At 66.8% G+C, this 14,738-nt stretch carries 5 protein-coding genes, 2 pseudogenes and 2 CRISPR repeat arrays (1 of these 9 cut by a window edge); of the genes and pseudogenes, 5 read left to right on the top strand and 2 right to left on the bottom strand.

From position 1 onward, the window contains the following. Positions 1–650: direct repeats of the CRISPR family, unit length 28 nt; unit sequence GTAAACCCCGCGCGAGCGGGGATGATCC (it extends 2,919 nt beyond the left edge of the window). Positions 651–952: 302 nt separating this feature from the next. Continuing rightward, positions 953–1,915 carry an IS630 family transposase gene (locus tag EL340_RS05940; RefSeq protein WP_232022928.1) on the top strand — a complete coding sequence of 321 codons (963 nt, stop codon included), beginning with the start codon at positions 953–955 and terminating at the stop codon, positions 1,913–1,915. A gap of 23 nt (positions 1,916–1,938) precedes the next feature. Further along, positions 1,939–5,260: a CRISPR direct-repeat array (repeat unit 28 nt; unit sequence GTAAACCCCGCGCGAGCGGGGATGATCC). A gap of 136 nt (positions 5,261–5,396) precedes the next feature. After that, positions 5,397–6,786, top strand: a pseudogene (locus EL340_RS05935) (IS1380 family transposase). Between the two features lie 281 nt (positions 6,787–7,067). On the opposite strand, the pseudogene EL340_RS05930 reads toward EL340_RS05935, so the two are convergent. Beyond that, positions 7,068–7,253: pseudogene (locus EL340_RS05930) on the bottom strand (hypothetical protein); the annotation flags it as partial. Positions 7,254–7,271: 18 nt separating this feature from the next. After that, positions 7,272–8,336, bottom strand: coding sequence for an IS630 family transposase (locus EL340_RS05925; RefSeq protein WP_126413152.1), 1,065 nt, complete (start codon positions 8,334–8,336; stop codon positions 7,272–7,274). Positions 8,337–8,693: 357 nt separating this feature from the next. Between EL340_RS05925 and EL340_RS05920 the strand changes: the two genes are divergently transcribed. The 3 genes from EL340_RS05920 to EL340_RS05910 all read left to right on the top strand — a co-directional run bounded on the left by EL340_RS05920 (position 8,694) and on the right by EL340_RS05910 (position 14,702). Further along, on the top strand, positions 8,694–10,535 hold the full coding sequence (locus EL340_RS05920; RefSeq protein WP_126413847.1) for a bifunctional folylpolyglutamate synthase/dihydrofolate synthase: 1,842 nt from the start codon (positions 8,694–8,696) through the stop codon (positions 10,533–10,535). A gap of 284 nt (positions 10,536–10,819) precedes the next feature. Further along, positions 10,820–12,508, top strand: a complete 1,689-nt coding sequence (locus tag EL340_RS05915; protein WP_126413846.1) for an alpha,alpha-phosphotrehalase — start codon at positions 10,820–10,822, stop codon at positions 12,506–12,508. A 139-nt stretch (positions 12,509–12,647) separates the two neighbouring features. Beyond that, entirely contained in the window at positions 12,648–14,702 is a 2,055-nt protein-coding gene (locus EL340_RS05910) for a PTS sugar transporter subunit IIABC (protein ID WP_126413845.1), read from the top strand. Positions 14,703–14,738 lie beyond the last annotated feature (36 nt).

Here is a 14,738-nt window from a genome sequence, read left to right as displayed (position 1 = left end):
CCCTGACTGGGCGTAAACCCCGCGCGAGCGGGGATGATCCGGTGCTGCTTAAATCTGTCTGCCCAGCCCACCAGTAAACCCCGCGCGAGCGGGGATGATCCGGGTGGCCGTCTCTACTGGCAGGCGCCCCTGGGGTAAACCCCGCGCGAGCGGGGATGATCCGCGCGGTCAAGTCGCTGCCCCAGGCTGCCGGCAGTAAACCCCGCGCGAGCGGGGATGATCCCTCTCTCTTAATCCTGTTGTTGAGGGTGTCACGGTAAACCCCGCGCGAGCGGGGATGATCCGCCCTCGGGCGCCCATAATCATATTGAAGACACGTAAACCCCGCGCGAGCGGGGATGATCCCGAATCGGCGCGAACGAATCCAGGCTGAGCCCAGTAAACCCCGCGCGAGCGGGGATGATCCTCGGCTGACCGGCCGCGGGCTAGGATGGGTGTCGTAAACCCCGCGCGAGCGGGGATGATCCTGACGTGCAATATCACGTCAAACCCAATCATGGGTAAACCCCGCGCGAGCGGGGATGATCCCGGACATCACGCTTCACTCAACCGCTCCTTAATGTAAACCCCGCGCGAGCGGGGATGATCCCGGAGCAACGTTCACCGACAAGAAAGGAACTGAGTAAACCCCGCGCGAGCGGGGATGATCCGGACTCGGGCATATCGGCCCGCTCTAGGTATAGTGTGATTAAAACAAGATTCGTGTTGCTGGTTTTGTTGTTGGGTTGGTGATCGGGTATTCGTGGGGCGTCCGATGTGGGGGTGTCGCTTTCTCGTGGGGTGCTTGGCTGCTGGTGCTGGCTTCTTTTGTTGTCGTCTCTTGTGTTGTCGGCGTTTCGTGTGAGCTCTCGGGTCGAGGGCGGAATATCATGCTGGGATGGACAGGGTCGTGGTTAGTGATGATGAGTGGACTGTTTTGCAGGGCTATAAGCACCAGGCGCCTTACAGGTTGATGCGTTTGAAGTCCGAGGCGGTCGTGCTGCTGTCCAAGGGTGTGGATACCGCGGTCGTGGCCCAGGTCGTCGAGCGCACGCCCGAGACGGTGCGCAGCTGGGCTCGGGAGTGGAACCGGTACCGCCTGGCCTCAATCCACACCGGTCACGCCGGCAACCTCAACGCCTCCAGGCTCACCGCCACCCAGCGCCAGGAGGTGGCCGGGGTACTGTCCCGGCCCCCGTCGGAGCAGGGCCTGCCCATCGGGTTCTGGGACGTGCCCCATCTGGCGGCCTGGGTCTACGACCACTTCGAGGTGGAGTACGCCTCTGCCGCCTCCTACCGGTTCCTGCTGCACATGGCGGGCCTGTCCTTCCACCGCCCCCAGACCGTTGACCAGCGCCGCCCGCCCCAGGCGGACGTTGACCAGCGCATGAGCCAGATCCGTTCCGAGATCGTCCGCAAGTGGTCCGATCCCGAGGTGATGGTGGTGTGCGCCGACGAGGTGCGTATCGAGCACGAGGCGATCGTGCGCAGGGCGTGGATCCGCCGGGGGGACGCCGCCCGCCTGGAGGTCGACCGCCGCCGCCAGGCCCAGTCCTACATCGGCTTCCTGCACGAGACCGACGGCACCGTCGACTTGATGACCCTCGACTGGCAGGACACCGGCACCATCACCCAGGCCCTGATCGACCTGACCGTGAAGCACCCCGACAAGAAGAAGATCGTCATCGTGTGGGACAACGCCTCCTGGCACCGTTCAGCAAAGCTCACAAACAGCCTCAAGACCATCAAGAACCTCGAGAGGATCCACCTGATCAACCTACCCGCCTACAGCCCCGACGAGAACCCCATCGAGCACGTCTGGAAAGAAGCAAAGGACAGTATCAGCAACCACCAAAGAGCCACATTCCCCCAAACCCGACAAGCATTCGAGACCTTCATCCAGGCAAACAAGTTCCCCTACCGACTCACAAAATAATCTCGTTTAAACTCCACTATAGCAGTAAACCCCGCGCGAGCGGGGATGATCCCAAGGTCTTCGTGCCTTTCGGGTTCAAGAATGGGTAAACCCCGCGCGAGCGGGGATGATCCGGTCGACCTCACGGTAGGTGACTCCAGCCTTGCGTAAACCCCGCGCGAGCGGGGATGATCCCGTCGTACGCGCCGGTAGAGGCTCATCTCCGGCGTAAACCCCGCGCGAGCGGGGATGATCCCGCGCTTGGTCGCTGTGCACTGGACGCAGCTGGGTAAACCCCGCGCGAGCGGGGATGATCCGTCAGGGGCGCCAGCAGGCGTGTGGATGGGGGAGTAAACCCCGCGCGAGCGGGGATGATCCGCACGTCCAACTCGGCTACGCCGCCACCGTCCAGTAAACCCCGCGCGAGCGGGGATGATCCGTCAGGGGCGCCAGCAGGCGTGTGGATGGGGGGTAAACCCCGCGCGAGCGGGGATGATCCGGTCGACCTCACGGTAGGTGACTCCAGCCTTGCGTAAACCCCGCGCGAGCGGGGATGATCCCATCGCCTGGTTCGTGTCTCCGACCTCGAGCTCGTAAACCCCGCGCGAGCGGGGATGATCCGCGGGATGATGCGATCGAGCGAGCTCGCCAGCGGTAAACCCCGCGCGAGCGGGGATGATCCTGTCGTGCTTACTGATCGGCTTGGTCGATCAGTGTAAACCCCGCGCGAGCGGGGATGATCCCATACGTCCAGGCCGCGGGGCACAAAAAAACCGGTAAACCCCGCGCGAGCGGGGATGATCCGCCGTCGCCAGCGGGGCCAGTCACCTGGTACGTGTAAACCCCGCGCGAGCGGGGATGATCCCGTTCCTGCTGCAGGCGCTCACGGTACCGACGCGTAAACCCCGCGCGAGCGGGGATGATCCGCTGTCGCCAGCGGGGCCAGTCACCTGGTACGTGTAAACCCCGCGCGAGCGGGGATGATCCCCGAGATGAGGCGTGGTCCCCAGACGAGTACACGTAAACCCCGCGCGAGCGGGGATGATCCCCTGAAGGCCCTCCGCCGTACGCGCCGCGTACAGTAAACCCCGCGCGAGCGGGGATGATCCCAGCAGATCACCCAGGCCACCCAGCCCAGGCAGGTAAACCCCGCGCGAGCGGGGATGATCCGGCGGCCAGCCCGGTAGCAGGAGTGCCGAGCTTGTAAACCCCGCGCGAGCGGGGATGATCCCGCGGCTCTTGACGCCTACATCGAGAAGCACGGGTAAACCCCGCGCGAGCGGGGATGATCCGAAGCACCATGACCAACGATCCTGCACCCACCCGTAAACCCCGCGCGAGCGGGGATGATCCCGTCGTGCTTGTCCGCTGAATCGGTGAACTCGAGTAAACCCCGCGCGAGCGGGGATGATCCCGTCGACACCGAGAAGATTAAGCCGTTCATCCAGTAAACCCCGCGCGAGCGGGGATGATCCCCACGCGAGTCCAATGAGAGAAACGAACAGGAGGTAAACCCCGCGCGAGCGGGGATGATCCCGGCCGCATGGTCGGTGCCCAGACCCCGGCTGAGTAAACCCCGCGCGAGCGGGGATGATCCGAGCTCCTCGGCGCCAGCTTCACCCAGCCCGGCGTAAACCCCGCGCGAGCGGGGATGATCCGGCAGACAGCAGGGTCTTGGCCGTCGGCTCCCAGTAAACCCCGCGCGAGCGGGGATGATCCGTCGGCGTCGCCGTTGACGGTCGCGGCCGACGCGTAAACCCCGCGCGAGCGGGGATGATCCTCGCCCCCCTATGGTGGTGCCACCGCGCGGGTAAACCCCGCGCGAGCGGGGATGATCCTCGCCCCCCCTATGGTGGTGCCACCGCGCGGGTAAACCCCGCGCGAGCGGGGATGATCCGGGCATGATTCCGCGCATATCACTGACCTGAAAGTAAACCCCGCGCGAGCGGGGATGATCCGGCAACGCCCAAAGCAATGTCGGTCGCCTACCGGTAAACCCCGCGCGAGCGGGGATGATCCTCAGCGGCTCGCGCCGTGACGGCCGACACGCCGGTAAACCCCGCGCGAGCGGGGATGATCCTCGGCGCCCCCTCCCTACGGGAGGGGCAGGAGGCGTAAACCCCGCGCGAGCGGGGATGATCCCGCCATCCACTGACCACCTACTAGCCCGGACGGGTAAACCCCGCGCGAGCGGGGATGATCCTCGCCCCCCCCTATGGTGGTGCCACCGCGCGGGCGTAAACCCCGCGCGAGCGGGGATGATCCGGCCCCGAGCAGAAGGACCGGGTCCTCCTGACGGTAAACCCCGCGCGAGCGGGGATGATCCGCGCCCAGGCTGCGTCCAGGGGGCGCTCGGTCAGTAAACCCCGCGCGAGCGGGGATGATCCCGCCCGTCCGATCGGGGCCGCCTATCAATCAGCGTAAACCCCGCGCGAGCGGGGATGATCCGACGGCGCGCAGGGCAGCCTCGTCGGGGAGGTCGTAAACCCCGCGCGAGCGGGGATGATCCGGCACGCTCCGCCTCGCTAGCCCTGGGGGTGCCGTAAACCCCGCGCGAGCGGGGATGATCCGAGGGAGGACCAAGGTCCTAGAAAATGGGGTCAGTAAACCCCGCGCGAGCGGGGATGATCCCAGACATTCGATCGGGGCCGCCTATCAATCAGCGTAAACCCCGCGCGAGCGGGGATGATCCGGTGAGAAGATCGCCGGGCTGAATGGCCCACTTGTAAACTCCGCGCGAGCGGGGATGATCCGAAAGGTTCTTCTTGATCTGGATGCAAGGAATGGTAAACCCCGCGCGAGCGGGGATGATCCGTCGCGCCCGGCGGCCAGGGCCTGCCAGCCCTCGTAAACCCCGCGCGAGCGGGGATGATCCTGACATGCACCACGCCAACACAACCCGCGTCACGTAAACCCCGCGCGAGCGGGGATGATCCTGTGGGCACCCGGGGCCGTGGTGGTGGGACATAGTAAACCCCGCGCGAGCGGGGATGATCCACAGAAACCCCGTACCGGAAGCATCCGGTACGGGGTAAACCCCGCGCGAGCGGGGATGATCCACAGAAACCCCGTACCGGAAGCATCCGGTACGGGGTAAACCCCGCGCGAGCGGGGATGATCCGGAGGACTTCCGGGACGCCGCGATGCGGATGCTGTAAACCCCGCGCGAGCGGGGATGATCCGGCGCGGCGCAGTTCTACCTCGTTGATGGTGATGTAAACCCCGCGCGAGCGGGGATGATCCGGGGGGGGCACTCTCCACCACAGTGGCGGGGGCAGTAAACCCCGCGCGAGCGGGGATGATCCCAACGGCACGCTGGTGATTGGTGACGACGAGCCGTAAACCCCGCGCGAGCGGGGATGATCCGAATCCGCTGCCGGGGAGCCCGCCCATTAGCCTCGAGATTTCATCGTTGAGGTGGTGAAAGTGGGGTGAAGGTGTCGCTTCGCCTGGAATAATGCGGGTTGCTGAAATCCGAGAACTCCAGGGGGAGGACACCTTCGTGGTGAAGAATAGCGGGTTGTACCCGGTTGTGGGTGTGGAGTCCGGTCAGGTGCCGGCGGTGGGTCTGGCCGGGGCGAGGCTGCTGACCGAGACGAGCGGGGTCACGGGCCTGGGCAACGAGCTCTCGCAGGCCCTGTCTACGTGGCGGCGGCCGGGGTCGGTGCACGACCCGGGCAAGATCATCTTGGATCTGGCGGTGTGCGTGGCCCTGGGAGGCTGGTGCCTGTCGGACCTTTCGCTGCTGCGGTGCGACAAGGAGGTCTTCGGGCTTGTTGCCTCCGACCCGACGGTCTCGCGACTTGTAGGGGCCCTGGCCGACCACGTCGAGGCTGTCGAGGCCGCCGTCAACCGGGCCCGCAGGACAGCGCGGCATCGGGTGTGGGCCCTGGCCGGCGAGCACTCACCGACCGCCGGCGTCTCGGCGAACCGGCCGTTGGTGATCGACGTCGACGCCACCTTGGTTAATGTGCACTCAGACAAAGAGGGTGCGGCCCCGACCTTCAAGAAGGGGTTCGGCTACCACCCGCTGACCGCGTGGTTCGACCACGGCCCCGACGGTGGGGGTGAGTGCGCGGCGCTCGTGCTGCGTCCCGGTAACGCGGGGTCGAGCACTGCCGCCGACCACGTCGAGATCATCCGCCGGGCACTGGACCAGGCCGGGCTCGGCCCCAGACCCGGTAGAAAGGTGCTGGTGCGCATCGACGGGGCCGGAGGCACGAAGGAGACCATTGAGCTCCTGGCCCGTCGGCGGGTGTCCTACAGCGTGGGGTTCACGCTGCCGGACCACACGCCGCAGATCCACGGGCACCATCCCCGAGGCCGCCTGGGACCCGGCCTACAACGCTGACGGACAGCCCAGGCAGGGTGCGGACGTCGCTGAGATCACTGACCTGCTGGACCTGACCGCTTGGCCCAAGGGGACGCGGGTCAACCGTGCGCCGAGAGCGGCCCCACCAGGGAGCCCAGCTGCGCTTCGAGGACGTCGGGGGCTACCGGCTGACCGCCTTCGCCACCAACACAAAAGTAGGTCAGCTCGCCGATCTCGAGGTCCGCCACCGGCTACGGGCCCGCTGCCAGGGGACCGTATCCGCTGTGCCAAGGACACCGGGCTTGACCGCTTTCCCTTGCAGGGGTTCGCCCAGAACCGTATCTGGTGCCTGATCGTGGCCCTGGCCTGTGACCTGCTGGCCTTCTCCCAGCCGCTCGCCCTGGCCTCCACCCCCGCCCGCACCTGGGAGCCCAGGACGATCCGCCTGCGCCTGATGAGCATCCCCGCCGTCATCACCCACCGTGCCCGCCGCACCGTCCTGCGCTACAAGGCCGACCACCCCTTCACCAGCCTCCTGCTGACCGCACTGAGCGGCTTTCAGGCCCTACCCGCACCATAGGCACCCGACCGCCGCCTCCTGCCCACCACGACCCTGAAGGAACAACCCTGGCCCCTGGAAAGGCCCGACCACCGCGAGACGACACGCGGCAGACCGTCACACCCAACCGGCATAATCGCCCCCACGACACCGGCAACGACGCCACCCACACCCCACTCAACCAACCAATGAAAGATCGAGGTTAGGTCCTGTTGCGTATGTCCGGGTGGGGGCCGTCCCTCACCAGTCACCCGATGTCGCGGTCGTACCTTATGTCTCGCGTTCGAGGGGTATGGCGGTCTTTAATCAAGCTTTTCTTGGGTTGGTGTGATGGGTAGGTGCTCGAAGTCGTAGTCGAAGGTGCGGCTGGTGATGTAGCTGGTGAATGCGGTGTAGGTTTCCTCGGGGTTGTCTCGTTGTATGTTTGAGATGTTCTTCTTGGCGGTGTTCCAGACGTGCTCTATTGGGTTGTGGTCGGGCGCGTAAGGAGGTAGGTATGGCGGTCTTTAATCAAGCTTTTCTTGGGTTGGTGTGATGGGTAGGTGCTCGAAGTCGTAGTCGAAGGTGCGGCTGGTGATGTAGCTGGTGAATGCGGTGTAGGTTTCCTCGGGGTTGTCTCGTTGTATGTTTGAGATGTTCTTCTTGGCGGTGTTCCAGACGTGCTCTATTGGGTTGTGGTCGGGCGCGTAAGGAGGTAGGTAGATCGGCCTGACGCGCTCCAGGGCCTGGCCGGGCTCATACAGGTCAGTGACCGCCTTGGCGTGGTGGAAGCCGGCGTTGTCAAGAACAACAGCGATCTTGTCGTTTGCCGTCTCGCGTACCAGACGGGCCAGGGCCAGGGTGACCTGCTCGGCGTTCTGGTTGCCCTCGATGGGGTAGACGCGCACCTGCTTGCTGGTCAGGCTCAGGGCGCCGAAGAAAGACTGGGCCGAGCGTTCTCGGTCGACATAGATCTTGGTCCGACGGCCGGTGGGCAGCCACATACGCCGGGTGACGGCCTCGTGCTCGACGCGCACCTCGTCGACGGTGTAGACCTCCCAGCCCCGGGCCAGCAGGTCGGCGACCTCCTGACGGACCTGGTCCATTCGCTCGGTGACGGCGGCCTCGTCGCGGCGCTTGTCGAAGGGGTCGGGCAGCTTGAAGCTCATCCCCACGAAGCGCAGGAGCAGCTGGTAGGAGGAGTCTGAGGCGTACTCCACGCCGAACTTGATCCGCACCACGTCACGCAGGGCCGGTACGTCCCAGAAGTCCGCCCTGATCCCGCTCTGGGCCGGTGGCCTACTCAGGATCCGCTTGAGCTGCTCCTTGTGGGCGCGGGTGAGCTTGGCGGCGTTCTCGTTGCCGGCGTGCCCAGTGACAACCGAGTGCAACCTGGAGCACCGCCAGCGGCGCAGCCAGTTGCTCACCGTCCTGCGGCTGCGGCCGACCATCTCAGCGATAACACCCGTGCCGACACCACGAGAGGCATACAAAATGGCCTCAGCCTTTAAACGCACCAGGACGAACGAGTCACCGCGTTTCTTCCACGCCAGAAGAACATCCCGCTCCTCCGCAGTCACATCAACAACCACACACACATTCTATATCGATACCCCCAAAACCACCCGACAACACAACCCCAGAAGGAAACTTTGTTTAATGCCGGCCATAGAGGGTACGAACGCGCGACCTACCCTACGACCGCGCTGGTGCTTCATCCTGTTTTCGCAACAGACCCTAGGAGGTAAACCCCGCGCGAGCGGGGATGATCCCATTGAGGTCGCGGGCGCCTACCACATCTCCCTGTAGACGAAAAAGCAGACCCGACAACAGTTCCTATGAATAAACCTCATGGGAGGGGGATGGGCGGCCCTCCGAGCCGCTGCGAGTCAGCTGCGGTAGGGTGCGCGCGGCAGCGGGCGCGTGAGGCGCCCGCAGATGGAGGACCCATGAACGACGAGCGCCGCCACCGGCTTCCCGGGCAGGACCCGGCCGAGAACCAGGACGAGACCAGGCCCGGAGCCGCCTTCGGCATCCCCGAGGGTGACACGGGGGAGGAGGTCGTTGATGCTGTCTTCGGTGAGGCCGGCGTCGACCCTGAGCTTCTGCCCTACCTGGAGGCCGCGGGCACCCCCAGCCTCACGGACAGCGACGGCCTGACCGTCTCCGTCTCCGAGCTCCAGGACGCCGGCGCCCGGCAGGAGGCGGACGCCGAGGCCCAGGATCAGGAGGACCTCGAGGCGCTGCGCGAGCTCGTCGCCGCCAACATGATCCCCGGCGGCGACACCGACCGCCTTGAGGAGCTTCTCGCCGAGGTCGACGCTGACGACTCCGACGACTGGGAGTCCTGGGAGCCCCAGCTCCCCGACACCCCCGAGGACGAGCACCTGCGCGACCTTCAGGCGGCCGCCCGCGCCGTCGAGGTCTCCGCCTGCATGCGCCAGGTCGAGGCCGAGATCCTCTCCCGTGCCCCCGAGCACCAGGTCCAGCCCTCCCTGGAGCGTGTCGAGGCCGTCCTCGACATCCTGGGCCACCCCGAGCGCACCTACCGCACCGTCCACATCACCGGCACCAACGGCAAGACCTCCACCGCCCGCATGACCGAGCGCCTCCTGGCCGCCGGCGGCATGCGCACCGGCCGCTTCACCTCCCCCCACCTGGCCACCATCCGCGAGCGCATCAGCCTCGACGGCGAGCCGATCAGCGAGGAGGGCTTCATCGCCGCCTGGGAGGACGTGGCCCCCTACATCGCCATGGTCGACGAGCGCTCAGTTGCTGACGGCGGGCCGCGCCTGTCCTTCTTCGAGGTCCTGACCGTCATGGCCCTGGCCGCCTTCGCCGACTACCCCGTCGACGTGGCCATCATCGAGGTCGGCCTGGGCGGGCGCTGGGACGCCACGAACGTCATCGGCTCCGACGTCGCCGTCATCACCCCGATCGGACGCGACCACGAGCGCTGGCTCGGCTCCTCGATCACCGAGATCGCCCACGAGAAGGCCGGTGTCATCAAGGACGGCTCCACCGTCGTCGTCGCCCACCAGGTTCCCGAGGCCGCAGCCGAGATCGAGCAGGCCGCCATCGAGCACCGCGCCGTCGTGCGCCGCGAGCGAGACCCGGAGGAGGACCCCACCTCGCCGGAGGCCGGTGTCCTGCAGGTCCTCGACCGTCAGCTCGCCGTCGGCGGCCAGCTGGTGACGCTGGCCACCGCCGCCGCGGTCTACGAGGACGTCTTCGTCCCGCTGCACGGGGAGTACCAGGCCCGCAACGCCCTGCTGGCCCTGGCGGCGGCCGAGGCGATCCACGGCGGCCGCCGGCTTCCCGCGCGCGTCGTCGAGGACGGCTTCGCCTCCGTCACCAGCCCCGGCCGCCTGGAGGTCCTGCGCTCCTCGCCCACGGTCCTGGTCGACGCCGCCCACAACCCCCACGGCGTCGAGGCCCTCACCGGCGCCATCGAGGAGGCCTTCGGCTTCCAGCACCTCGTCGCGGTCCTGGGCGTCATGGCGGACAAGGACGCCGAGGGGATCCTGGCGGGCCTGGAGCCGGTGACCGACGCCGTCGTGTGCGTCCCCATCGACTCGCCCCGGGCCATGGACGTCGAGGACCTGGGCGAGATCGCCAAGGAGGTCTACGGCGCCGACCGCGTCGTCGTGAGCCAGCAGCTCGGTGAGGGCGTGGAGCAGGCCGTGGCCCTGTCCGAGGGCTACGACACCCCGATGACCGCCTCGGGAATCCTCATCGTCGGCTCCGTGGTCCTGGCCGCCGAGGCGCGATCCCTGTTCGGCAGGCCCTGACAACCCGTTCTCGGGACGGTTTTCTACGTCTCCTAGGACCGCCGCGCCGACTCCGTCGACGCTGCCGGTCCACACGCCTTACCGGTCCGGGAGGCTCGAGCAGAACGACGTCGCTCGAGCCTCCCGGACCGGCTTTTTGCGTCAATTCCAACGCAAGCATTCCGTGTGTTATATAACACAAAGATAAAAGTGGAGGGCTTGTGCATACAAGCGCATACTTGTGTGCACAAGTCGCCGGGGGCTGATTCCTCCGGCTCCATCCCGCTTCCCTCAGGAGCTCCCGCATGTCATTGACGGACAGCGTCGTCTACCAGATCTATCCCAAGTCCTTCCGCGACTCCACCGGTGACGGCGTCGGCGACCTGCGCGGTATCATCGAGAAGGTCGACTACATCGCCTCCCTGGGCGTGGACCACGTCTGGTTCAACCCCTTCTTCCCCTCTCCGGGCCGGGACAACGGCTACGACATCTCCGACTACTGCGCCATCGACCCGGCCATGGGGACCATGGAGGACTTCGAGGAGCTCGTCGCCGCCCTGGACGAGCACGGCATCGGCGTCATGCTGGACATGGTCCTCAACCACACCTCCACCGAGCACGAGTGGTTCCAGCGGGCCCTGGCAGGCGACCCCGTCTACCAGGACTACTACTACCTGCTGCCCCCCAAGGAGGACGGATCGCTGCCCACCAACTGGGTCTCCAAGTTCGGCGGCCCCGCCTGGGCCCCCTTCGGGGAGACCGGCCTGTACTACCTGTGCCTGTACGACCGCACGCAGGCCGACCTCAACTGGCACAACCCGGCCGTGCGCGCCGAGGCCGCCAGGATCGTCAACTTCTGGCGGGGCAAGGGCGTCAAGGACTTCCGCTTCGACGTCATCAACGTCATCGGCAAGACCCTGCCGCTTCAGGACGCGCCCGCCGGCACCGACGACCGCTACACCTACACCGACGGCCCCCTAGTCCACGACTACCTGCGCGAGCTCAGTGCCGCCAGCTTCGGTCAGGACCCCGAGGCGATGACGGTCGGCGAGATGTCCTCGACCACCGTCAAGGCCTGCGTCGGCTACTCCAACCCGGCCAACCACGAGCTGAGCATGGTCTTCAGCTTCCACCACCTCAAGGTCGACTACGCCGACGGCGCCAAGTGGACCCGCATCCCCTACGACTTCGCCGCCCTCAAGCGCATCCTCAACGAGTGGGCCACCGGCATGCAGGCCGGCGGCGGCTGGAACGCCCTGTTCTGGAACAACCACGACCAGCCCCGCGCCATCGACCGCTTCGCCGACCCCGAGCACTACCACGCCGAGTCCGCCACCATGCTCGCCACCGTCATCCACCTGCTGCGCGGAACCCCCTACGTCTACATGGGTGAGGAGATCGGCATGACCGACCCCGCCTACCTCGACATCGAGGACTACGTCGACGTCGAGGCCCGCAACGCCTACAACGAGCTGACAGCCGGCGGCATGGAGCCCCAGGAGGCCTTCGCCGTCGTCCACTCCAAGGCCCGCGACAACGCCCGCACCCCCATGCAGTGGAACGCCGAGACCCCCGGCGCCGGGTTCACGACCGGCACGCCCTGGCTGCGGCCCACCAACCAGCAGACCGTCAACGTCGAGCGCGAGGAGGCCCAGGGGCGGATCCTGCCCTACTACCGGCGCCTCATCGCCCTGCGCAAGGAGCTGCCCGTCATCTCCCGCGGCGCCTACGCCCCCTACCTCCTGGAGCACGAGGACGTCCTGGCCTACACCCGCGAGCACGAGGACGGCCGCCTGCTGGTCCTGTGCAGCTTCCGCGGACACGACACCGAGGTGGCCGTCCCCGAGGACTTCAAGAGCTCCCGCATCCTCATCGGCAACTACGACGGCAATGACCGCGCCCGCAGCCACGACGAGCTGCCCGCCGCTGCCGACCGCCTCGAGGCAGGCGCCATCCGCCTGCGCCCCTACGAGGCCATCGCCCTGCTCGCCTGAACCGGCCGTGACTGCCGGACCCGGTTCACGCTCTTCCCCTGCGCCTCCGTACTTCTGTCCGCCCTGTCCGCCCCGGAGGACTGCCGAGCAGGCCTCCCCGAACCCGTCGCACCCACCCAAGCTCCGAAAGGAACCCTCCATGTCGCAACCAGATCAGGGCCCCGAGGTCCCCATCTCCGCCCCGGTGACGGGGATGGTCATCGACCTCGCCGACGTCCCCGACCCCGTCTTCTCCTCCAAGGCAGTGGGGGACGGGCTCGGCGTCGAGCCCGACGACGGCGCGATCGTCTCCCCGGTGGACGCCACCGTCACCATGGTCGCCGGAACCGGTCACGCCATCGGCTTCAAGAGCGAGTCGGGCCTGGAGGTCCTGCTCCACCTCGGCGTCGACACCGTCGAGCTCGAGGGCGCCCCCTTCGACCTGAGCGTCAAGGTCGGCGACACCGTCAAGGCCGGCGACTCCCTGGGCACCATGGACCTTGAGGCCGTGCGCGCCGCGGGCAAGGCCACCACCGCCATCGTGGTCCTGACCAACACGATCACCCACCTGGCCGACCTGACCGTCACCACCGGGCACGCGGACGCGGGCGCCGCCATCGCCACCGCCACGCTCAAGGGTGAGGACGACTCGCAGGCCGGATCCGCCGGCACCTCGGCCGCCGTCGAGGCTAGTGGTAGCGGGGCCGACGGCGAGCGCACCGACGGATTGACCGGCTTCGACGCCACCGCCGCCGACATCATCACCGGCATCGGCGGCCCCGACAACGTCCGCTCCGTCCTGCACTGCATCACCCGCGTGCGCTTCTACCTCAAGGACGAGTCCCTGGCCGACGACGAGGCGGTGGCCGACCTTGACGGCGTCATCGACGTGGTCAAGTCCGGCGGTCAGTACCAGGTCGTCATCGGCCCCGACGTCGTCGACGTCTACGACGCCGTCGTCGCCCAGCTGCCCAACGTGGGCGGCGGCGAGCAGGCCGCCGACGTCGAGGTCGTCGAGCGGCCCACAACGCTCTGGGGCTGGGTCAAGCTCGGCTTCTCCTCCCTCATCGGCGTCATCACCGGCTCGATGATCCCCGTGGTCGGCATGCTGGCTGCCTCCGGAATCCTCAAGGGGATCCTGGCGCTGCTCATGCAGTACAAGATTGTCACCGAGGCCTCCAACACCTACCACTTCATCGACGCCATGAGCTCGTCGATGTTCTACTTCCTGCCGATCATCGTCGGCTTCACCGCCGCCAAGCGCCTGGGCGCCGACCCCATCGTCGTGGCGATCATCGGTGGCGTACTCTGCTACCCCTCCGTGGTGGAGATGTCTAAGAACACCAGCGACGTCATCACCGTGGGACGCACCGTCTTCAACGCCGACTTCTTCGGTATCCCCGTCTCCCTGCCCGCCAACAACGCCTACGCCTACTCGATCTTCCCCATCATCGTGGGGGCCTGGCTCGCCTCCAAGATCGAGCCCTGGCTCAAGAAGGCCCTGCCGGCCGTCATCCGGCCCATCTTCGGGCCGCTCATCGAGATCTTCGTGGTCTCCGCACTCATCCTGCTGGTCTTCGGGCCCGCCGTCATGCTCGTCTCCGGTGGCATCGCCTCCGTCATCAACGCGGTCCTGGACATCAACTACACGCTCGCGGGTCTGCTCATCGGCGGCTTCTACCAGTGCCTGGTCATCTTCGGCCTGCACTGGGCGGTCATCCCGATCATCTCCTCCGAGCTCGCCAGCCCCGGATACTCCCACCTCAACGCCATCGTCTCGGCCACCATGATCGCCCAGGGCGGCGGCGCCCTGGCCGTCTGGCTCAAGGTTCGCGACGCCCGCATCAAGCGCATGGCCGCCCCCGCCACCATCTCCGCCTTCTGCGGCGTCACCGAGCCGGCCATGTACGGTCTCAACCTCAAGTACGGCCGCATCTTCATCACCGCATCGGTCGGCGGCGCCGTCGGCGGCCTGCTCACCGGGCTGCTCAACGTCAACATGTGGGGCTTCACGGGCGCCTTCGTCGGCTTCCCCTCCTTCGTCAACCCCGAGGGCGTGGACTCCTCCTTCACCGGGTTCTGGATCGCTGGTGTGGCGGCGCTGGTGGTCTCCTTCCTGTGCACCTACTTCTTCGGCTTCAAGCAGGCCGACTTCGAGAAGGAGCGCACGGTCAAGAAGGTCCGCCTCGGCAACCGCGAGCCCGTCGCCAAGTAGCCGAGAGGCGCCGCTCGGGCGGGCGTGCTCCCGCGG

This window comes from Actinomyces viscosus (genome assembly GCF_900637975.1).
Classification (GTDB): domain Bacteria; phylum Actinomycetota; class Actinomycetes; order Actinomycetales; family Actinomycetaceae; genus Actinomyces; species Actinomyces viscosus.
Note: the sequence above shows the minus strand (reverse complement) of the source record. Positions and strands in the feature narration are given on the sequence as shown.

Bases quoted from the DNA above. Each gene is read 5' to 3' on its own strand.
- EL340_RS05940 (WP_232022928.1), top strand. From the start codon at position 953: ATGCGTTTGAAGTCCGAGGCGGTCGTGCTGCTGTCCAAGGGTGTGGAT.
- EL340_RS05920 (WP_126413847.1), top strand. From the start codon at position 8,694: ATGAACGACGAGCGCCGCCACCGGCTTCCCGGGCAGGACCCGGCCGAG.
- EL340_RS05915 (WP_126413846.1), top strand. From the start codon at position 10,820: ATGTCATTGACGGACAGCGTCGTCTACCAGATCTATCCCAAGTCCTTC.
- EL340_RS05910 (WP_126413845.1), top strand. From the start codon at position 12,648: ATGTCGCAACCAGATCAGGGCCCCGAGGTCCCCATCTCCGCCCCGGTG.